The organism is Streptomyces lacaronensis, from assembly GCF_047337785.1.
Classification (GTDB): domain Bacteria; phylum Actinomycetota; class Actinomycetes; order Streptomycetales; family Streptomycetaceae; genus Streptomyces; species Streptomyces lycopersici.
This window is the reverse complement of the sequence record NZ_JBLHDK010000003.1, coordinates 1,826,402-1,845,911: the sequence shown is the minus strand read 5'-3', so window position 1 is coordinate 1,845,911 and position 19,510 is coordinate 1,826,402. Positions and strand designations below refer to the sequence as shown.

Here is a 19,510-nt window from a genome sequence, read left to right as displayed (position 1 = left end):
CGCGCGGAGCGTTCAGGCGCTGGTTAATCTGACGACAGATCCGGTTCAGCCGACACGAGGGAGTGTGCGGTGACCCCCGAACAAACGCAGAGCGACGACGCGCGCGCCGATAACAGCGGGCGGTTCGTGCAGGCCGCCGAGGTGGGCAGTCTGGAGGTATGGGCGCGTTCCGCGCCGATCCGGCTCGCCGGTTACGAGGACGACCTCGCCGAGCCGCACATCCTCCAGAGCGTGGACTGATGGCCCGGCGCATGCGCTGAGAGCGAGGGAGGACGCCGGTCGCCCGGCCGCGGCCGCTGGCAACAAGCGGACATCCCGGCCGTCGACCGGTCGCCTCCCTCCCCTGACGGGTCACCCTTCTGGCTCAGCTACCAACTGGTAGTTAAGTCCTCCGCCCCCCGCGATTCGGCACCGGACTGGTGTGCCCCGCGAGACACATGGCAGGATGCATCCCGCGGCGTCGTCCGCCTTAACCAACCGTGAGGGTGTGCGAGCCCGGGAGCAGCCGTGAGGGGGCACAGATGGCAGCGGGTGCCGACAGGTCACCGGACGCGGCCGGCAGCCCGCTGGCGGACCGGCTCAACTACCTGTTCACCACCATGCACCCGCCGGGCGCGCCGTACACCAACGCGTATGTCGCCGAGGAGATCACCCGCGGCGAGGAGTACGGCGGGGTGAGCCTGACCGAGCAGTATCTGTCGATGCTGCGCAACGGCAGGCGCACCAACCCCAGCCCGGATGTGCTGCGGGCGCTCGCCAAGTTCTTCGCCGTGCCCGTCGGTTATCTGCTGGGCGATCTGTCGCCTTCGCAGGCGGAGCGGGTCGAGGAGGAGGTACGGTTCCTCGTCGCCATGCGCGACAAGCGGGTCCGCAGCATCGCGCTGCGCTCCGTGGGCCTCCCGCCAGAGGTCCAGGACAGTCTCACCACGATCATCTCCCAGTTCCGGCAGCAGATGAACCTTCCGCCCGAGCCGCCCGGTACGAACGGGGCCGGAGAGGCGGACGGTTCGGGCGGTCCGGACGGCGGGGCGACGAATGGCCGTCGATGACCCGGAACTGTTCTCCTCCTGGCGGCGGACCGGAAACGAGGGTGGTACAGGCATGCGAGTGGGCCGGATACGGCGACGGTGCAAGCAGCTCATCAAGGAGCTCGGGCTGCCCGCCTCGACCGATCTGCCCGGTCTGTGCGACCTCGTGGCCCGCCGCGTCGGACGCCCCGTCCATCTGGTGCCGATGAGCCTGGGCGGTGTGGTCTCGGGCATGACCGCCTCCACCGACGAGGACTACTGGATCTTCTACGAGCTCAGGACGTCCCCCTGGCACCAGATCCATATCGTGCTGCACGAAATCGGCCATCTGCTGCTCGGACACGAGCAGGACCCGGCGGTCACCGAGGACGCGCTGCGGATGTGGACGCCGTCGGTCGATGTGACCACCGCGATGCGCCGGCTGGGGATGACCCCGGACTTCGCCCGCCACCACGCTTACGACAACCTCACCGAGCGCGAGACCGAGGTGCTGGGCACCCTCCTGATGGAGCGTGTGGTGCCGACCTCGCCGGACCACGGGCCGCCGCTCCGGGGCCGGGCGGCCGAACTCGCCGCGGCGCTGGGCCCGGCGCTGCGCCATGTGCGCACCGACGGGGTGGACCGTACCGATGGCGTACGCGGTGAACCGGGCGGTGACGCCGGTGTTTGACCTCGTCTATCTGTGCTTCGGCGCCGCCGCCTGGGCGATGGCCGGTTACAAGGCCCGCGCCTGGTTCCGCGACCGTGCCAACGCCGATCTCGGCCTGGCGTGTGTGATGACCGCGGCCGTGGCGAACGTGTTCCTGCTCTCCGCGCCCAGCGTCTACCGCTGGTTCGACGGGCTGGTGGGCGTCGCCAATCTCGCCATGGTCTTCCTGTACTCCTCCGTCGTGGTGTTCGCCACCGGCGCCCTGGTACTGCTGCTGCGCTGGACCGGCTCCGCGGTGCCGCCCCGTGCGGTGGTCGCCGCCGTGGCGGTGGCGTGGACGGTGGCCGTCGTCGGCTTCGCGGTGGGCCGCCCGGACGCCGTGGAGCACCCCCGCGACTTCAGCACCGCCTACGCCGACGCCCCCGGAGTGGTCCTCTTCCTGGTGCTGTATCTGGCCATTTTCGGAGCCGGTCTGGCGGGGCTCGGCATCCTGTGCCCGCGCTATGCCGCCAGCCTGCGCGGCTCATGGCTGGCCCGGGGGCTGCGGGTGCTGGCCGCCGGATGCTGGCTGGGACTGGCGTACTGCGCCTGCAAGCTGATCGGTTTCGTCTTCTCCTGGGCGGGCCATGAGCTGTACTGGCTCTCCAACGGAGTGGCCCCGCTGACCGCGTCCGTCGCGGCGCTCCTGGTGCTGGCCGGTTTCGCCATCCCCGCCGTGGGCCCGCGGGCCTCCGCGTGGCGCCGCTTCCGGAGGCTGCGGCCGCTGTGGCGGGAGATCACCGAGCAGGCCCCCGAGGTGTCCATGGGGCAGTCCCGCTGGACCGGCTGGTGGCCGTTCGCGGATCTGGAGTGGCGGGCCAACCGTCAGATGGCGGAGATCCGGGACGTCCAGCGCGGCGTACGGCGTCATGTGGAGGCCCGCGCGCTGGAGATTGCGCATGTCAAGGGCGGCGCGGCGCGACTCGACGATTGGCAACTTGCTGCCGTAGTGGAGGCAGTGGCGCTCAGACGCGGTTTGCTGAATCAAGCAGACGGACATGTGCCGGAGTCCGCGGCGGACAGCGTGGTGGTGACGACAGGGGCCGAACTGGTGGAGGAGCACGAGCATCTGGCCCGCGTCGCCGACGTCTACCACCTGCCGCTGGTGGACGAGGTGCTCGCGGAACTGAGAGAGGAGACCGCCGCCCAGCGGCGGTGAACGGGGGAATCACAGACGAGGTGGCCCTGGACGGGGGTCGGGGCCGCCCGTGGCACAGGCGGCGCCGGGGAGATTCAGCCCCGGCGCCGCCTCCCGGCCACCACCATGCACCACCCGCGTGTACATCGCCTGGACGGGCTGGAATGGCCCACCCGTCCAGGCACCGGGGACGCCACGGCCTAGAGTCGGGAGCCATGCAGAACACCGCGAACGCCGCCGGAACGGACGGCCCGGAGCTCGTTGACACCGCCCCGCTGATCGAGGACCTCCACCCGGCCCTGGCCAAGCTGCGCGAGGCCGGCCCGGTCCACCGGATCGCCGGCACCGACGGACGCCCCGCCTGGCTGGTGACCCGCTACGAGGATGTGCGGCGGCTGTTCGCCGATCCGCGCCTCGCACTGGACAAGCGCCACGCCGCGCCGGGCAACTACAGCGGCTTCTCCCTGCCGCCCGCCCTCGACGCCAATCTCCTCAACATGGACCCGCCGGACCACACCCGGGTGCGCCGGCTGGTGGTCAAGGCGTTCACCCCCGGCCGCGTGGAGAAGATGCGCGAACCGGTCCGGCGGGTCGCCGAGGAACTGCTCGACGCGATCGAGCCCGACGGCCGCGCGGACCTCCTGGCCGCCTACGCCGGGCAGTTGCCCATCATCGTCATCTGCGATCTGCTCGGCGTCCCGCAGCGCGACCGGCGCGACTTCCGGGCCTGGAGCGATGCCCTGATCACGCCCGATCCGGCGCGGCCGCGGGCGGCGGAGGAAGCGGTCGGCAGCATGCTGCGCTTCTACACCGAGCTGATCGCGAAGAAGCGCGCCGAGCCCGCGGACGATCTGCTCTCGGATCTGATCCGGGTCCGTGACGACGAGACCGGGGACGGCGACGGCGGCAGGCTCAGCGAGGACGAGCTGACCTCGCTCGCCTTCCTCATCCTCCTCGCGGGCTACGAGAACACCGTCCATCTCATCGCCAATGCGGTGCTCACCCTGCTCGACCACCCCACGGTCCTCCAGGAGCTGCGCGAGGATCCGAGCGGTCTCGCGGCCGCGTTCGACGAGCTGGCGCGGTACGAGGGCCCGGCGGCGCTGGGGATCCGCCGCTTCCCGCTGGAGGACATCGAGATCGGCGGGGTGACCATTCCCGCCGGGGAGACCGTGCTGCTGTCGGTGGCCTCGGCCCACCGTGACCCGGCCCAGTTCAAGGATCCGGACGAGTTCAATCCACATCTTGGCCGGTCCGGTCACCTTGCGCTCGGCCACGGCATCCACTACTGCCTCGGCGCGCCGCTGGCCCGAATGGAGATGGAAACCGCTCTGGCCGCGCTGCTTCGCCGTTTCCCGGGGCTGCGGCTGGACGTCCCGAGGGAGCGGCTCCAGTGGCGGCCGACGATCCGCGCGCGTGGCCTGATCTCGCTGCCTGTCGCATGGTGATCGGGGGAAGCGAACAGGTTTTTGATGCATAACCCCCCGCCGATGCGGTAAAAAGGTTTTGAGCCCGCCCGGTGTGCATCCCCCGTCGCACCGGGCGGGCCTCTGTGTGCCCGGGGTGCCATGCGGCGCTACCCATGAAATCCCTAGGACTCACCCCTGAGATCACTAGAGAGTAAGCTCACAGCCCTCACCACTGCTCCGGCTTCAGCGGACCCCACTAGCCTCCTCCTATGACGGTCCTGCCCGACGGGCTTCCCCTAGCCGACGATTTCCCGGAAGTGACGCGAGACCAATGGCGCCACCTCGTCGAAGGCGTGCTGCGTAAAACCGGCACCTCGGACGCCGTGGGCGCCGAGGCCGAAGAGGCCCTCGCGACCGCACTCGAGGACGGAATCACCGTCCAGCCCCTCTACACCGCCGACGACGCCCCTGAGGACGCCGGATTCCCCGGCTTCGCGCCCTTCGTGCGCGGCGGCCGGGCCGAGGGCTCCGCCGTATCCGGCTGGGACGTGCGCCAGCGTCACGCCCACCCCGATCCGGCGCGCACCAACCAGGCGATCCTCGCCGACCTGGAGAACGGCGCCGGTTCGGTCTGGCTCGCCGCCGGCGCGGCCGGGGTGCCCGTGGACGCCCTGCCCGAGGCGCTGAAGGGGGTCTATCTCGACCTCGCCACCGTCGCCCTCGACGCGGGCGCCGACTTCGAGGACGCCGCCCGCGCCCTGCTGCGGCTCTACGCGGGCCGCGAGGTGCCCCCCGGCGCCGCGCTCGGCAACCTCGGCGCGGACCCGCTGGGGCTCGCGGCCCGCACCGGACGCGACGAGGGCCTGGCCGGACAGCTGGCCGCCGCCGCCGACCTCGCGCTGACCTGCGACCGCGACCACCCGGGGGTGCGGGCCTTCGCCGTGGACGCGCTGCCGTACCACGAGGCGGGCGCCGGGGCCGCCGAGGAGCTCGGCTGCTCCCTCGCCGCCGCCGTGGCGTATCTGCGCACCCTCACCGGGGAGGGGCTGAGCGTCGAAGCCGCCTGCGCGCAGCTGGAGTTCCGCTACGCGGCCACCGCCGACCAGTTCCTCACCATCGCCAAGCTCCGGGCCGCCCGGCGCCTGTGGGCGCGTGTGGCGCAGGCGTGCGGCGCGCCCTCCGAGGCGCGCGCCCAGCGCCAGCACGCGGTGACCTCTCCGGTGATGATGACCCGGCGCGACCCCTGGGTGAACATGCTGCGCACCACCGTGGCCACCCTCGCCGCGGGTGTCGGCGGCGCGGACGCGGTCACCGTGCTGCCCTTCGACAGCGCCATCGGACTCCCCGACGACTTCGCCCGGCGCATCGCCCGCAACACCTCCACGATCCTGCTGGAGGAGTCGCACCTGGCCCGGGTGATCGACCCGGCCGGAGGCTCCTGGTACGTCGAGAAGCTCACCGACGACGTCGCCCGCGCCGCCTGGGCCTGGTTCCAGGAGATCGAGCGCGCCGGGGGCATGGCCGCGGCCCTCGCCTCCGGGCTGGTCCGCGACCGGCTCGCGGAGACCTGGGCGCGCCGCGGCCGCGCCCTCGCCCGCCGCAAGGAGCCGATCACCGGCGTCAGCGAGTTCCCGAACCTCGCCGAGCGGCCCGTCGAGCGCGACCCCGCGCCCGAGCAGCCCGGCGGCGGACTGCCGAGGGTGCGCCGCGACGAGGCGTACGAGGCGCTGCGCACCCGCTCCGACGCCCATCTGGCGGCCGAGGGCGGCCGGCCCAGGATCTTCCTGGCCGCGCTGGGCCCCGCCGCCGCGCACACCGCCCGCGCCTCCTTCGCCTCCAACCTCTTCCAGGCGGGTGGTATCGAGCCCGTCCACGAGCCGGTCACCGTGACCGCGGAGACGGTCGCCGAGGCGTTCACCGCCAGTGGCGCCCGGGTGGCCTGCCTGTGCTCCAGCGACAAGCTGTACGCGGAGGAGGCGGCCGCCGTGGCCGAGCGGCTGAAGGCGGCCGGGGCGACCCGGGTCTACCTGGCCGGACGGCCGGGGGCACAACAGGACGAGTACGAGCGGGCCGGGGTGGACGGATACGTCTTCGCGGGCTGCGACGCGGTCGAGGTGCTCACCTCGGCTCTGGACACCATGGGGGTGGCGTGATGACGGGCTCTCCGACGGAGCCCGGGAAGATCCCGGACTTCTCGGCGGTCGATCTGGACGGACCGGCCGAAGGCCCGGTGCCCAGCTCCGGTGACTGGGCCGCCGCGTTCCAGAACGGCGTGGGCAAGGGCGTGGAGGACCTGGTGTGGGACACCCCCGAGGGCATCGGGGTCAAACCGCTCTACACCGCCGAGGACCTCGAGGGCGTCGACTTCCTGGGCACCTACCCCGGCGCCGCGCCCTATCTGCGCGGCCCGTACCCGACCATGTACGTCAACCAGCCCTGGACCATCCGGCAGTACGCGGGCTTCTCCACCGCCGAGGAGTCCAACGCCTTCTACCGCCGCAACCTCGCGGCCGGTCAGAAGGGCCTGTCGGTCGCCTTCGACCTGCCCACCCACCGGGGCTACGACAGCGACCACCCCCGGGTCACCGGTGACGTCGGCATGGCGGGCGTGGCCATCGACTCCATCTACGACATGCGGCAGCTCTTCGACGGCATCCCGCTGGACCGGATGAGCGTGTCGATGACGATGAACGGCGCGGTGCTGCCCGTGCTCGCGCTCTACATCGTGGCCGCCGAGGAACAGGGCGTACCGCCCGAGAAGCTGGCCGGGACCATTCAGAACGACATCCTCAAGGAGTTCATGGTCCGCAACACCTACATCTATCCGCCGCAGCCGTCGATGCGGATCATCTCCGACATCTTCGCCTTCACCTCGCAGCGGATGCCGCGCTACAACTCCATCTCCATCTCCGGCTACCACATCCAGGAGGCCGGGGCCACGGCCGATCTGGAGCTGGCGTACACCCTCGCCGACGGTGTGGAGTACCTGCGGGCCGGTATGGACGCCGGGATGGACGTGGACGCCTTCGCGCCCCGGCTGTCGTTCTTCTGGGCCATCGGCATGAACTTCTTCATGGAGGTCGCCAAGCTGCGGGCGGCGCGGCTGCTGTGGGCCAAGCTGGTCAAGCAGTTCGACCCGAAGAACCCCAAGTCGCTCAGCTTGCGCACCCATTCGCAGACCTCCGGCTGGTCGCTGACCGCCCAGGACGTCTACAACAATGTGGCGCGCACCTGTGTGGAGGCCATGGCCGCCACCCAGGGCCACACCCAGTCGCTGCACACCAACGCCCTGGACGAGGCGCTCGCGCTGCCCACCGACTTCTCCGCGCGCATCGCCCGCAACACCCAGATCCTGCTCCAGCAGGAGTCGGGCACCACCCGGGTCATCGACCCGTGGGGCGGCAGCGCGTACGTCGAGAAGCTGACGTACGACCTGGCGCGGCGGGCCTGGCAGCACATCGAGGAGGTCGAGGCGGCCGGCGGCATGGCCAAGGCCATCGACGCGGGCATCCCCAAGCTGCGCGTCGAGGAGGCCGCGGCCCGCACCCAGGCGCGCATCGACTCCGGGCGCCAGCCGGTGATCGGCGTCAACAAGTACCGGGTGGACAGCGATGAGGCGATCGAGGTCCGCGCGGTCGACAACTCCGTGGTGCGGGCCCAGCAGATCGAGAAGCTGCGGCGGCTGCGCGCCGAGCGCGACGAGGCCGTCTGCCAGGACGCGCTGCGCGCCCTGACCGCGGCCGCCGAATCCGGTCCTGGCACCGGTCTGGAGGGCAATCTGCTGGCGCTGGCCGTGGACGCCGCCCGCGCCAAGGCCACCGTCGGCGAGATCTCCGACGCACTGGAGAAGGTCTATGGCCGCCACTCCGGCCAGATCCGTACGATCTCCGGTGTGTACCGAGACGAGGCCGGACCGTCGTCCGGCGTGGACCGCACCCGCACGCTGGTCGAGGCGTTCGAGCGCGAGGAGGGCCGCCGCCCGCGCATCCTGGTCGCCAAGATGGGCCAGGACGGGCATGACCGCGGCCAGAAGGTGATCGCCACCGCCTTCGCCGACCTGGGCTTCGACGTCGACGTCGGCCCGCTGTTCCAGACCCCCGAAGAGGTCGCGCGGCAGGCGGTGGAGGCCGATGTGCACATCGTCGGCGTGTCGTCGCTCGCGGCCGGGCACCTCACGCTGGTGCCCGCGCTGCGCGAGCAGCTGGCCGAGGCGGGGCGCGAGGACATCACGATCGTGGTCGGCGGAGTCATCCCGCCGCAGGACGTCCAGACCCTGCACGAGGCCGGCGCGGCCGCCGTCTTCCTGCCGGGCACGGTCATCCCCGACGCCGCCCACGACCTGGTGCGGAAGTTGGCCGCCGACCTCGGCCACGAGCTGTAATGCCACGGACGATCGACATCGAGGAGTACGCCAAGGGCGTACTCGACGGCAAGCGCGCGTATATCGCGCGTGCGATCACGCTCGTCGAGTCCACCCGCCCCGACCACCACGACCTCGCACAACGGCTGCTGGTCGAGCTGCTTCCGCACACCGGCGGGGCCCGGCGGATCGGCATCAGCGGGGTGCCCGGTGTCGGCAAGTCCACCTTCATCGACGCCCTGGGCACCATGCTCACCGGGGTCGGCCACAAGGTCGCGGTCCTGGCCGTCGACCCCTCGTCGACCCGCACCGGCGGCTCCATCCTGGGCGACAAGACCCGGATGGAGCGGCTGGCGGTCGATCCAGGCGCCTTCGTACGGCCCTCGCCCAGCGCCGGGACGCTGGGCGGGGTCGCCCGCGCCACCCGCGAGTCCATGGTCGTCATGGAGGCCGCGGGCCATGACGTGGTGCTCGTGGAGACCGTGGGCGTGGGCCAGTCCGAGACCGCGGTGGCCAACATGGTCGACTCCTTCCTGCTGCTCTCCCTGGCCCGCACCGGCGATCAGCTCCAGGGCATCAAGAAGGGCGTTCTGGAGCTGGCGGACGTGGTCACCATCAACAAGGCCGACGGACCGCACGCGCGGGACGCCAAGTCGGCGGCCCGTGAACTGGCGGGCGCGCTGCGGCTGTTGCAGCCGCCGGACGCGCCCTGGAACCCGCCGGTGCTCACCTGTAGCGCCCGCGAGTCCACCGGGCTCGATGTGGTGTGGGAGCGTCTGGAGCAGCACCGCCGGGTGCTGGAGGCCACGGGCGCGCTGCACGCCAAGCGGCGCGACCAGCAGGTGGACTGGACCTGGTCGATGGTGCGCGACCAGCTGCTCGCGCGGCTGCACGCCCACCCCGAGGTGCGGCGGCTCGGGCCCGAGCTGGAGCAGCGGGTCCGCGAGGGCGCGCTGACGGCCACGCTGGCGGCGGACCGGCTGCTGGCGGCGTTCCAGGGCCCGGCCGACGGTGGAGCGTCTCAGGCCGCGGCCGACGGTGGATGAGGCGCCGCTGCCGGACGCGGCGCGGGTCGGGCCGTTCTTCGCGCTGCGCACCGGCGGCGGCGATCCGGGCGCGGAGGGGTACGCCCGGATCGGTGAGGCCTACCGGCTGACCGGCACGGGCGCCGCCGGACCGGTGCTGCGCGCCCGTGTCGAGGCGGTCGCCGCGAGCCTGCGCACCGATGAGCCGAGGGTCGCGGCCTCGCTCGTCTTCCAGGGGCTCGCCGCCCGGGTGTGGTCGCTCGCGCTCGGCCCGGCGGCCCTCTCCGGCGCGGTGCCCCACCTCCGGCCCGACCGGCTGTGGTGGAACCCCGGGCGTGTCGCCCCCGACGACCTGTGGTGGCCCGGCGCGCCGACCGTGATGGGCGAACCGGGAGGACTCGCCGGTCAGCTGGGCACCGCGGCGTTCGTCCATCTGATGCCGCTGCACCGCGCCGTCGAGCGGGCGTACCGGGTCTCGGGGCGGCTGCTGTGGGGCAACGCGGCCTCGGCACTGGCCGGTTCGCTGCGGGTGCTGCACGACTGGTGCCGGGCGCACGGCCGCGCCGAGGCGGCGGACCGGGCCGTCGAGCTGGCGCGCGCCCAACTCGACCACCCGCCGCTGAGCGACGCCGGCGCCCTGAGCACCGCGCCCCTCGGCTATCGGCGCCGCACCTGCTGTCTCTACTACCGGGTGCCGGGCGGCGGGTTGTGCGGCGACTGCGTCCTGCGCGAGGCGCCGGGGCGGGGGAGCGGGCGCGGGACGCCGGGGTGAGGCGGACGCTCTCCCGGTGGGTCGATACGGTGGGCGAATGCCGAAGAAGGAGAACGTGTTCTCATCCTGGCGGGGCTGGTGCGGACGTGTCACTTCCCGTCTGGTCCACCGTGGATGGCGCGCCGTACAGCGGGCCGGCGCGGTGACCGCCGAGCGCCCCGGCCCGTACCGCTTCGGCCGCATCGGCGTCGGCACCCGGCTGGCGTTCCCCCAGGGCACCCTCTTCGGCGAACCGTGGATCGAGCTCGGCGAGCACTGCGTCATCGGCGAGCAGGTGACCCTCACCGCCGGCATGATGCCCGATGTGGACCTCGGCCCCGAACCGGTGCTGCGCATCGGCAACGGCGTGGTGCTGGGCCGGGGCAGCCATGTGATCGCCTCCGTGAGCGTGGAGTTCGGCGACGATGTCTTCTGCGGCCCGTACGTCTATGTGACCAGCGACAACCACTCCTACGACGATCCTGACCAGCCCATCGGCCGTCAGTGGCCACGCTCCGCGCCCGTCCACATCGGCCCCGGCAGCTGGCTGGGCGCGGGCGCGGTGATCCTGCCGGGGGCGCGGCTGGGCCGCAATGTGGTGGTCGCGGCGGGCGCGGTCGTACGGGGCGAGGTGCCCGACCACGCCGTGGTGGCCGGGGCGCCGGCCCGGATCATACGGCGCTGGGCCCCGGACGAGGGCTGGCAGCCGCCGCTGCGGACTCCGGCGCCGGTGCCGATCCCCGAGGACATGACCGTCGAGCAACTGCTCGCGCTGGCCGAGCTGGAGCGCGAGCGGGAGCGGGAGCAGATGGCGGAGCGGAACGTGGAACATGAGGAGCGCGGGCTGGAGCGGGAGCCGGGGGCGGGGGCGTCGTAGCAGGTCAGTAGAGTTTCGTGGACCATCCCCGACCCTGAAACCGTCCCCGACCCCGAAAGTGACCACCGTGAGCCCGCCGCCGCCTCCCCCCGTGACCGTCATCGGCATCGGCGCCGACGGCTGGGAGGGGCTCGGCCCCGCCGCCCGCGAGGCGCTGCGCACGGCCGAGGTGGTCATCGGCGGACGGCGCCATCTGGGCCTGTTGCCGCCGGAGTGCCCCGGTGAACGGGTGCCCTGGCCGTCCCCGCTGCGCCCCGCCGTTCCCGGGCTGTTCGCCGCGCACACCGGGCGGCGGATCTCCGTGCTGGCCAGCGGCGACCCCATGTTCTTCGGCATCGGCCGCACCCTGGCCGAGCTGCTGGGCGCCGAGCGGCTGCGGGTACTGCCCCATCCGTCGTCCGTCTCCCTGGCCTGTGCGCGGCTCGGCTGGGCGCTGGAGGAGACCGAGGTGGTCAGCCTCGTCGGCCGCCCCCTGGCCACGCTGAACCGTGAGCTGTACGCCGGACGGCGGCTCCTCGTGCTCAGCGCGGGCGCGGACACGCCCGCCGAGGTGGCCGGGTTGCTCGGGGAGCGCGGCTTCGGCCCGAGCCGGATGCGGGTGCTGGAACAGCTGGGGAGCGCGGGGGAGCGCCGTGTGGAGGGTACGGCCGAGGAGTGGCCCCACCCGCCCGGCGACCCCCTCAACGTCATCGCCGTCGACTGCGCCCCGGCGGACGGCGCCCGGCCGCTGTCCCTCACGCCGGGGCTGCCCGACGCGGCGTACGACCACGACGGCCAGCTGACCAAGCGCCATGTGCGGGCCGCCACCCTCGCCGCGCTCGCCCCGGCCCCCGGGGAGCTGCTGTGGGACGTCGGCGGCGGCTCGGGCTCCATCGCCGTGGAGTGGATGCGCGCCCACCGCACCTGCCGGGCGGTCTCGGTCGAACGCGACGTGGTGCGCGCCGAGCGCATCGGCCGCAACGCCGCCGCGCTCGGTGTGCCCGGTCTGACCGTCGTCACCGGCGCCGCCCCGGACGCGCTGGCCGGACTGCCCACCCCCGACGCGGTGTTCATCGGTGGCGGCCTGACCGCCCCCGGAGTGCTGGAGGCGTGCTGGGCGGCCCTGCCGCCGGGCGGCCGGATCGTGGCCAACACCGTGACCCTGGAGTCCGAGGCGCTGCTCGCCGACTGGTACCGCCGCCACGGCGGCGACCTCGTCCGCCTCGCCGTCTCCCACGCCGCCCCGGTCGGGGCGTTCACCGGCTGGCGGCAGGCGATGCCGGTCACCCAGTGGTCCGCCACCAAGCCGCTCGCTTCCCGAGGCCCTGGCGGGGACGCCGCCGATCCCGAGGGATCCGTCGAAGCCGTACAAGGAGAAACACGATGACGGTGTACTTCATCGGCGCGGGCCCCGGCGCCGCCGACCTGATCACGGTGCGCGGCGCCCGGACCCTGTCCCGCTGCCAGGTGTGTCTGTACGCGGGCAGCCTGGTGCCCCGTGAACTCCTCGCCGAATGCCCGCCGGACGCCCGCCTCGTCGACACCGCCCAGCTCGACCTGGACCAGATCACCGCCGAGCTGGTCGCCGCCCACGAGGCGGGCCACGATGTGGCCCGGCTCCACTCCGGCGATCCGTCGGTCTTCAGCGCCGTCGCCGAGCAGATGCGCCGCCTGGACGCGGCCGGCGTTCCGTACGACGTGGTCCCGGGCGTCCCCGCCTTCGCCGCCGCGGCCGCCGCGCTGAAGCGCGAACTGACGATCCCGACCGTCGGCCAGACCGTCATCCTCACCCGCATCGCCCAGCAGGCCACCCCCATGCCGGACGGCGAGGACCTGGCCACTCTGGGCCGCAGCGGCGCCCTGCTCGTCCTGCACCTCGCCGCCCGTTATGTGGACCGCGTCGTCGCCGAACTCCTCCCGCACTACGGCGCCGACTGCCCGGCCGCCGTGGTCGCCATGGCCAGCCGCCCCGACGAACTGGTCCTGCGCGGCACCCTGGACGACATCGCGCCCCAGGTGAAGGCGGCAGGCGTGGTCCGCACAGCGGTCATCATCGTCGGCCGAACCCTGGCCGCCGCCCAATTCCCCGACAGCCACCTCTACTCCCCGACCAGAACCCGCCCCTGCGCTCCCGGCTCCCCACCCGTCGTCTGAGGCCCGCGCTCCCGGCGGGCACCCGTGCATGGTTTCGTGCGTGTCGTACTGCGCACGGCGCGCCATGTCCGTAGTGGCGACGGCGTCGACACCGCGCGCGACGGCCCGCAGGGTGAGCGCGACCGGCGCCCCTGCGGCATGTGGGCCCGGGTGGCGACGAGCGCCCCGCCCCGGCGGCGGGCGGTGGGCCCGGGTACGGGGGTCAGCCACCCCCGGGGCCGCGCGGGTCGGCGCGGCCCACGATCGTGCCGGCGCGGTCGATGCAGATGACGTCCACCGCCACCGGCGCCCCGCGCAGCACCCCGAGCGCCGTGTCGCGGGCCGCCGCCGCGACCAAGTCGCCGAGGGGGACGCCTCGGGCGGTGCACAGCTGTACCGTCTCCAGGCCGGTGTTGGCCGTGGCCACCGCCTCCGTGAGCTCCTCGTCGGCCCCTCCCCGGCGGGCCAGTTCCGCGAGGAAGCCCTTGTCCACCTGGGACCGGGAGGAGTGCAGGTCCAGATGGCCCGCGGCCAGTTTGGAGAGCTTGGCGAAGCCGCCGGCGACCGTCAGCCGGTCGACCGGGTGGCGGCGCAGATACTTCAGGACCGCGCCCGCGAAGTCGCCCATGTCCAGGAGCGCGTCCTGCGGCAGCCCGTGCACGGCCACCGCCACCTTCTCGGACGTCGAGCCCGTGCAGCCCGCGACGTGGCGGCGCCCCGCCGCGCGGGCGACATCCACCCCGCGCCGGATGCTGTCGATCCAGGCCGAGCAGGAGTAGGGCACCACGATGCCCGTCGTGCCGAGGATGGACAGCCCGCCGAGGATGCCCAGACGGGGATTCCAGGTGGAGCGGGCGATCTCCTCGCCGTGGTCCACCGAGATCTCGATCTCGACGTCGCCGGTTCCGCCGTGCCGGGCCGCGACCGAGGCGATGTGGTCGCGCATCATCTGGCGCGGGACGGGGTTGATGGCCGGTTCGCCCACGTCGAGCGGGAGTCCGGGCCGGGTCACCGTGCCGACGCCCGGACCGGCCCGGAAGACCACTCCGCTGCCGGGCGGCAGACCCCGTACCGTGGCCCTGACCAGCGCGCCGTGGGTCACATCCGGATCGTCCCCCGCGTCCTTGACGACCGCGGCCATGGCCCGGTCCGCCGTCAGCTCCTCGGCGGCGAGCGCGAACGCGGGCCGCTGTCCCTTGGGCAGTTCGATGGTCACCGGATCGGGGAACTCCGCGCCCAGCAGCGCGGTGTACGCGGCCGTGGTCGCGGCGGTGGCACACGCCCCGGTGGTCCAGCCGTGCCGCAGCCCCGACCGCTCCAGCTGCGCGCCCCGCCCCCCGGTCGCCTTGGCCGTCGTCTCCGCCTCAGCCATGGGCGGGCCGCCGCGCATACGATGACGGGCGCACGGACGACGAAAGGCACCCGATCCCGATGAACAGCGCACCGGCGCGCCATGTGCTCATCCTCGGCGGCACCACCGAGGCGCGCCGCCTCGCCGAGGAGCTCGCCGACACGCCCGCGCTGCGCGTCACCAGTTCCCTCGCGGGCCGGGTCGCCGCGCCGCGGCTGCCGGTGGGGCAGGTGCGGATCGGCGGGTTCGGCGGCGCCGAGGGCATGGCCCGCTGGCTCCGCGAGCACCAGGTGGACGCGGTCATCGACGCCACCCATCCTTTCGCCGACACGATCAGTTCCCACGCGGCCCGGGCGGCCGCAGACGTCCATGTTCCCCTGCTCGCCCTGCGCCGCCCCGGCTGGGTACCCGGTCCGGGCGACCGCTGGCACTCGGCGGGCTCGCTGGCCGAGGCCGCGCGGCTGCTGCCCGGCCTGGGGGAGCGGATCTTCCTCACCACGGGACGGATGGGCCTGGCCGCCTTCGCCCATCTGACCGGGCAGTGGTTCCTGGTCCGCTCGGTCGACGCGCCCGAGCCGCCAGTCCCGCCCCGGATGGAGGTGATCCTCGACCGCGGCCCGTTCACTTTCGAGGGCGAGGCGGAGCTGCTGCGCCGCCATCGCGTCGAGGTGCTGGTCACCAAGGACAGCGGCGCCCACGCCACCGCCCCCAAACTCGCCGCGGCCCGCGCCGCCGCCCTCCCGGTCGTCATCATCCGCCGCCCACCCGCCCCCCAGGGCGTCCCGGTGGCCGAAACCCCCGCCGAAGCCGCCGCCTGGCTGCGGACGACACTGGCCTGAGCCGGGGTGCTCCGCGCCAGGAGCCCTCCGGGCGTTACGCCTCCGGGTAGCGGCGCGGGGTCCAGACGATGTCGGTGCCGTCGCCGCGGCGGACCGTGCGGGTCTGGGTGGAGCCCACCAGGAGGATCGTGCGCATGTCGACCTGGGCCGGGTCGAGGTCGGCCAGCCGGACGATTCGCACGCGTTCCCCGGGGCCGCCGATGTCGCGGCCCAGCACCACGGGCGTGTCGGGGGCGCGGTGCTCCAGCAGGAGTTCGCGTGCCTTGCCCACCTGCCAGACACGGCTGCGCGAGCCGGGGTTGTAGAGGGCGAGCACCAGGTCGGCCGCCGCGGCGGCGCGCAGCCGCTCGGCGATGACCTCCCAGGGCTTGAGCCGGTCGGAGAGGGAGATCACCGCGTAGTCGTGGCCGAGCGGGGCACCGGCCCGTGCGGCGGCCGCGTGGGCCGCCGTCATACCGGGGACGATCCGCACCGGAACCTCGCGGTAGGGGTCCTCGCAGGCGGCCTCCAGGACGGCGGTGGCCATGGCGAACACGCCCGGGTCGCCCGAGGAGACCACGGCGACACGCCGACCCCGCCGGGCGAGGTCGAGGGCGAACTCGGCGCGTACGGCCTCGACCTTGTTGTCGGAGGCATGACGCCGCTGGCCCGGCCGTACGGGCACTCGGTCCAGGTACGTGGTGTAGCCGACGAGATCCTCGGCGGCGGCCAGCTCGCCGCGCGCCTCGGGGGTGAGCCACAGCGGACCGGCCGGGCCGAGGCCGACGACCACGACCTCACCCGGGCGGCCCGACGCACCGCTCGGCGCGTCTACGCGGTCACCGTGCGGCGCGTCACCGGCGTCACCGCTCGGCGCGTCACCGTCGTCACCGCGCGGCGCGTCCACGCGGCTCGGCAGCACCGCCATCGAGAAGTACGGCACCGACTCCGGGTCGACCTCGGCCAGCGGCGCGGTCCGCTCCGCGTTCATCGTGGCGCGCTCCACATAGCGCGCGTCCGCGAGCCGTCCCGACCGCTCAAGCGCCCGGCGCACCGTCGGGAAGGTCCGGCCGAGCTTCATCACGGCCGCCGCGTCCGCCGTGGCCAGCCGGGCCGTCAACTCCTCCTCCGGCAGGGTGCCGGGGAGGACCGTCAGCACCTCCTCGCCCTCCACCAGCGGTGTGCCGAGCCGGGCGGCCGCGGCGCTGACCGAGGTGACACCGGGGATGACCTCGGTGGGGTAGCGGTCGGCGAGCCGCTTGTGCATGTGCATGTACGAGCCGTAGAAGAGCGGATCGCCCTCCGCGAGCACCGCGACCGTGCGCCCCGCGTCCAGATGCGCGGCGAGCCGGGCGGCCGCGTCCGCGTAGAACTCCTCCATGGCGCCGCGATAGCCGCCCGGGTGGTCGGTGGCCTCCGTGGTGACCGGGTAGACCAGCCGCTCCTCGACGTGGTCGGGCCGCAGATGGCGCTCGGCGATGGAGCGCGCGATGCTGCGCCCGTGCCGGGCGCTGTGGTACGCGATGACGTCGGCCGCGGCGATGACCTCCACGGCGCGTACGGTCATCAGGGAGGGGTCGCCGGGGCCGAGCCCCACACCGTAGAGCCGGCCCGTCTGCTGCTCGCTCACTCTTCCTCGCTCGCTATCGCGTTGATCGCGGCCGCGGCGATGGCGCTGCCGCCGCGCCGGCCGTGCACCACCAGGTGGTCGAGCGCCGCCGGATGCCCGGCCAGCGCCTCCTTGGACTCGGCCGCGCCGATGAAGCCCACCGGCACGCCGATCACGGCGGCCGGGCGCGGCGCGCCCGCCCCTCCCTCTTCGATCATCTCCAGCAGCCGGAACAGCGCCGTGGGCGCGTTGCCGACCGCCACCACCGACCCGTCGAGCCGGTCCCGCCACAGCCCCAGCGCGGCGGCGCTGCGCGTGGTGCCCATGCGCCGCGCCAACTCCGGTACGGCGGGGTCCGAGAGGGTGCAGATCACCTCGTTGTCGGCGGGCAGCCGCTTGCGGGTGACCCCGCTGGCCACCATGCGCGCGTCGCAGAGCACGGGCGCGCCGGACCGCAGCGCGGCGCGGGCGCGGGAGACCACCCCGGGGGTGTACGCGAGGTCCTTGACCAGGTCGACCATGCCGCAGGCGTGGATCATCCGCACCGCCACCTGGCTGACGTCGGCGGGGAGCCCGCCGAGGTCGGCCTCGGCGCGGATGGTGGCAAAGGACGCGCGGTAGATGGCCGCCCCGTCCTTCTCGTAGTCGAACACGGTGTCCTCGATCATGTCGTTCCACGGGCCGCCGCAACGGCGCCGGCCAACTGCTCTGCTGTCACTTCCACGCCGTCCTCCGCCTCCGGCGCGTCGCGCTTCGCGCCGCCGCGCACGGTGACCCGATAGTCCGTGTCGCCGGTCGCCAGCGCGTCCACCCAGCGGCCCCCGGGGTGGCCGCAGCGCCGTTCACAGCCGGAGACGTACACCGGCAGCGGATCGGGCGCGCCCTGGCGCGCCGTGCCCGCGGCCATACGTGTCGCGTGGGCCCGCACATCCGCCAGGGACTTGGCGCAGCCGGGCCGTCCCGTACACGCGCCGACCCCGAGCCACGGCGAGTCCGGCGTGGTCACCAGTCCCGCGTCGGACAGTTCCGACAAGGCGCCGCGCGTGTCGTCCGGGGCGAATCCGGGGAGCACCACGCCGCGCCAGGGTGTCATACGCAGCTCATCCGCCCCGCTCCGGGAGGCGAGCCCGGTGAGCAGCCGCCACTGCGCGGCGCTCACCCGGCCCAGGGGGAGGGCGACGGACAGCGCGTGGCGCCCGTCCGGGCCGGGGACCGGGCCGGGGGCGGGCGGTGGTTGCGGCGGGCGCGGGCCCGGCGCGCCCGGGTGCGGCTCGCTGTCGATGCCCGCGTCGGCGAGTCGGGCCGCCAAGCGATCGACGGTCACGGCGTGTTGCCCGGGCAGTTCCCGGATGCGCCACGCCCGGGTCCCGCTCTCCCGTGCCCTCGCCAGGAACTCCACCGCGGCCAGCGCGGCCGCCCGCGCCGCGTCCTCGCTCCGCACCCACAGATCACCCCGTGCGGCCGCCCCGCCCGCGGCGACGCTCGCCACCCCCGCACCCGCCGGCGGCCCTCCGACCCGCAGCACCGCTCCACCACCTGGCGTTGCGATCAATGTCACATCCGCGTCCAACGCGGCCACATCGCCACGCCCATCGTCCAGCGCGAACAGAAACCTGCCCGACAAGCCCGACAATTCCCCGCGCCCCGCCAATGTGTCGACGCATGCCTCGTCGCACAGCACGCCGTCCAACTCCCGTACCCACGTCACCACATCGGCGTGCCCACCACCGTCCAGGCCGGACAGCGGCGACGCCACGATGTTGCGCACCCGGTCATGGCGGTCCGAGGGAAGCAGTCCGGCCGCCCGCAGCCGGGCCGCCAGTTCCGCGCCGCACCCCGCCGCCAGGCCGCGCACCTGCGCGTTGCCCCGTGAGGTGATGTCCAGCCGCCCGTCGCCCAGCTCCTCGGCCACCCGTCCCAGTGTCTGCGCCTGACGGGCCGTCAGCAGCCCACCCGGCACCCGGATCCGGGCCAGCGAACCGTCGTCCGCCGGGTGCAGCCGCAGTGCGCCCGGACAGGCGTCATCGCGCCCGCGCACGGGGGTTTCGTCCCCGGATGGGGTGGTTGTCGGGGGGAGGGGCATGGCGGCGAGCATACCGACGATCCGCTCCGGCCCACCGACCCGGCCAGGCTCCACGGAGGCCGGAAGGCGCCGCCCCGTGGCAGGTCAGCAACGCTTACTATGCTCAGCGGTGGGTCGGTCCCGGCCCGCGACACACACAAGACGGCACTCACGGTAGGAAGCCGGTGGAAATCCGGCGCGGTCCCGCCACTGTGAGCGCGGCGGCTGCCGAACGGCAGCGGACGCGCGAGCCAGGAACTGCCGCCGTCTTCAACCCGCCCG

General features: G+C 73.7%; 17 protein-coding genes and 1 riboswitch. Of the genes, 13 read left to right on the top strand and 4 right to left on the bottom strand.

All coding sequences use genetic code 11. The annotated features are described in order from the left end of the window. The first annotated feature begins 69 nt into the window (after nucleotides 1-69). From ACMTAK_RS08060 to cobM, 12 genes are all read left to right on the top strand, one after another. Complete coding sequence (locus tag ACMTAK_RS08060; protein ID WP_020866352.1) at nucleotides 70-240, top strand: hypothetical protein; 171 nt, start codon at nucleotides 70-72, stop codon at nucleotides 238-240. Nucleotides 241-521: 281 nt separating this feature from the next. Beyond that, nucleotides 522-1,049 (top strand): helix-turn-helix domain-containing protein, encoded by a 528-nt coding sequence (locus tag ACMTAK_RS08055; protein WP_413805543.1) that lies wholly within the window; start codon nucleotides 522-524, stop codon nucleotides 1,047-1,049. Continuing rightward, complete coding sequence (locus ACMTAK_RS08050; RefSeq protein ID WP_413805542.1) at nucleotides 1,036-1,698, top strand: ImmA/IrrE family metallo-endopeptidase; 663 nt, start codon at nucleotides 1,036-1,038, stop codon at nucleotides 1,696-1,698. The genes ACMTAK_RS08055 and ACMTAK_RS08050 overlap by 14 nt, the downstream gene beginning before the upstream one ends. Next, the gene (locus ACMTAK_RS08045; RefSeq protein WP_413805541.1) at nucleotides 1,658-2,875 is read left to right on the top strand and encodes an MAB_1171c family putative transporter; all 1,218 of its coding nucleotides are present in this window, start codon (nucleotides 1,658-1,660) and stop codon (nucleotides 2,873-2,875) included. The genes ACMTAK_RS08050 and ACMTAK_RS08045 overlap by 41 nt, the downstream gene beginning before the upstream one ends. A 194-nt stretch (nucleotides 2,876-3,069) precedes the next feature. After that, complete coding sequence (locus ACMTAK_RS08040) at nucleotides 3,070-4,302, top strand: cytochrome P450 family protein (RefSeq protein WP_413805540.1); 1,233 nt, start codon at nucleotides 3,070-3,072, stop codon at nucleotides 4,300-4,302. A gap of 230 nt (nucleotides 4,303-4,532) precedes the next feature. Continuing rightward, nucleotides 4,533-6,416 (top strand): methylmalonyl-CoA mutase small subunit, encoded by a 1,884-nt coding sequence (gene mutA / locus ACMTAK_RS08035; RefSeq protein ID WP_413805539.1) that lies wholly within the window; start codon nucleotides 4,533-4,535, stop codon nucleotides 6,414-6,416. Continuing rightward, complete coding sequence (scpA, locus tag ACMTAK_RS08030; RefSeq protein ID WP_413805538.1) at nucleotides 6,416-8,644, top strand: methylmalonyl-CoA mutase; 2,229 nt, start codon at nucleotides 6,416-6,418, stop codon at nucleotides 8,642-8,644. The genes mutA and scpA overlap by 1 nt, the downstream gene beginning before the upstream one ends. Then, nucleotides 8,644-9,669 carry a methylmalonyl Co-A mutase-associated GTPase MeaB gene (meaB, locus tag ACMTAK_RS08025; protein ID WP_413805537.1) on the top strand — a complete coding sequence of 342 codons (1,026 nt, stop codon included), beginning with the start codon at nucleotides 8,644-8,646 and terminating at the stop codon, nucleotides 9,667-9,669. Before scpA ends, meaB begins: the two co-directional genes overlap by 1 nt. Then, nucleotides 9,662-10,420, top strand: a complete 759-nt coding sequence (locus ACMTAK_RS08020; RefSeq protein ID WP_413805536.1) for a (2Fe-2S)-binding protein — start codon at nucleotides 9,662-9,664, stop codon at nucleotides 10,418-10,420. Before meaB ends, ACMTAK_RS08020 begins: the two co-directional genes overlap by 8 nt. A gap of 37 nt (nucleotides 10,421-10,457) precedes the next feature. Further along, nucleotides 10,458-11,276 (top strand): acyltransferase, encoded by an 819-nt coding sequence (locus ACMTAK_RS08015; protein ID WP_413805535.1) that lies wholly within the window; start codon nucleotides 10,458-10,460, stop codon nucleotides 11,274-11,276. A 91-nt stretch (nucleotides 11,277-11,367) separates the two neighbouring features. Further along, nucleotides 11,368-12,642, top strand: coding sequence for a precorrin-6y C5,15-methyltransferase (decarboxylating) subunit CbiE (cbiE, locus tag ACMTAK_RS08010; protein WP_413805534.1), 1,275 nt, complete (start codon nucleotides 11,368-11,370; stop codon nucleotides 12,640-12,642). Then, nucleotides 12,639-13,409: a precorrin-4 C(11)-methyltransferase gene (gene cobM / locus ACMTAK_RS08005; RefSeq protein ID WP_413805533.1), complete on the top strand. Its 771-nt coding sequence runs from the start codon at nucleotides 12,639-12,641 to the stop codon at nucleotides 13,407-13,409. Before cbiE ends, cobM begins: the two co-directional genes overlap by 4 nt. Before the next feature lie 202 nt (nucleotides 13,410-13,611). On the opposite strand, the gene ACMTAK_RS08000 is transcribed toward cobM, so the two are convergent. Next, nucleotides 13,612-14,760: a cobalt-precorrin-5B (C(1))-methyltransferase gene (locus ACMTAK_RS08000; protein WP_413805532.1), complete on the bottom strand. Its 1,149-nt coding sequence runs from the start codon at nucleotides 14,758-14,760 to the stop codon at nucleotides 13,612-13,614. A gap of 59 nt (nucleotides 14,761-14,819) precedes the next feature. Between ACMTAK_RS08000 and ACMTAK_RS07995 the strand changes: the two genes are divergently transcribed. Beyond that, nucleotides 14,820-15,578, top strand: a complete 759-nt coding sequence (locus ACMTAK_RS07995; protein WP_413805531.1) for a cobalt-precorrin-6A reductase — start codon at nucleotides 14,820-14,822, stop codon at nucleotides 15,576-15,578. Nucleotides 15,579-15,612: 34 nt separating this feature from the next. Here ACMTAK_RS07995 and ACMTAK_RS07990 read toward each other — a convergent pair whose 3' ends face one another. The 3 genes from ACMTAK_RS07990 to cobG are packed head-to-tail and all read right to left on the bottom strand — an operon-like array spanning nucleotide 15,613 to nucleotide 19,249. Further along, on the bottom strand, nucleotides 15,613-17,187 hold the full coding sequence (locus tag ACMTAK_RS07990; protein WP_413805530.1) for a precorrin-2 C(20)-methyltransferase: 1,575 nt from the start codon (nucleotides 17,185-17,187) through the stop codon (nucleotides 15,613-15,615). Beyond that, nucleotides 17,184-17,834, bottom strand: coding sequence for a precorrin-8X methylmutase (locus ACMTAK_RS07985; protein ID WP_413805529.1), 651 nt, complete (start codon nucleotides 17,832-17,834; stop codon nucleotides 17,184-17,186). The genes ACMTAK_RS07990 and ACMTAK_RS07985 overlap by 4 nt, the downstream gene beginning before the upstream one ends. Further along, nucleotides 17,831-19,249: a precorrin-3B synthase gene (gene cobG / locus ACMTAK_RS07980; RefSeq protein ID WP_413805528.1), complete on the bottom strand. Its 1,419-nt coding sequence runs from the start codon at nucleotides 19,247-19,249 to the stop codon at nucleotides 17,831-17,833. Before cobG ends, ACMTAK_RS07985 begins: the two co-directional genes overlap by 4 nt. Nucleotides 19,250-19,403: 154 nt before the next feature. Further along, nucleotides 19,404-19,489: riboswitch (cobalamin riboswitch) on the top strand. The last annotated feature ends 21 nt before the right edge of the window (nucleotides 19,490-19,510 follow it).

What these genes read in the sequence shown, in the direction of transcription:
- cobG (WP_413805528.1), bottom strand. Translation starts at nt 19,249, where the DNA reads ATGCCCCTCCCCCCGACAACCACCCCATCCGGGGACGAAACCCCCGTG.
- mutA (WP_413805539.1), top strand. Translation starts at nt 4,533, where the DNA reads ATGACGGTCCTGCCCGACGGGCTTCCCCTAGCCGACGATTTCCCGGAA.
- ACMTAK_RS08015 (WP_413805535.1), top strand. Translation starts at nt 10,458, where the DNA reads ATGCCGAAGAAGGAGAACGTGTTCTCATCCTGGCGGGGCTGGTGCGGA.
- ACMTAK_RS08000 (WP_413805532.1), bottom strand. Translation starts at nt 14,760, where the DNA reads ATGGCTGAGGCGGAGACGACGGCCAAGGCGACCGGGGGGCGGGGCGCG.
- cobM (WP_413805533.1), top strand. Translation starts at nt 12,639, where the DNA reads ATGACGGTGTACTTCATCGGCGCGGGCCCCGGCGCCGCCGACCTGATC.
- ACMTAK_RS07995 (WP_413805531.1), top strand. Translation starts at nt 14,820, where the DNA reads ATGAACAGCGCACCGGCGCGCCATGTGCTCATCCTCGGCGGCACCACC.
- ACMTAK_RS07985 (WP_413805529.1), bottom strand. Translation starts at nt 17,834, where the DNA reads ATGATCGAGGACACCGTGTTCGACTACGAGAAGGACGGGGCGGCCATC.
- meaB (WP_413805537.1), top strand. Translation starts at nt 8,644, where the DNA reads ATGCCACGGACGATCGACATCGAGGAGTACGCCAAGGGCGTACTCGAC.
- ACMTAK_RS08045 (WP_413805541.1), top strand. Translation starts at nt 1,658, where the DNA reads ATGGCGTACGCGGTGAACCGGGCGGTGACGCCGGTGTTTGACCTCGTC.
- scpA (WP_413805538.1), top strand. Translation starts at nt 6,416, where the DNA reads ATGACGGGCTCTCCGACGGAGCCCGGGAAGATCCCGGACTTCTCGGCG.
- ACMTAK_RS08055 (WP_413805543.1), top strand. Translation starts at nt 522, where the DNA reads ATGGCAGCGGGTGCCGACAGGTCACCGGACGCGGCCGGCAGCCCGCTG.
- ACMTAK_RS08050 (WP_413805542.1), top strand. Translation starts at nt 1,036, where the DNA reads ATGGCCGTCGATGACCCGGAACTGTTCTCCTCCTGGCGGCGGACCGGA.
- ACMTAK_RS08040 (WP_413805540.1), top strand. Translation starts at nt 3,070, where the DNA reads ATGCAGAACACCGCGAACGCCGCCGGAACGGACGGCCCGGAGCTCGTT.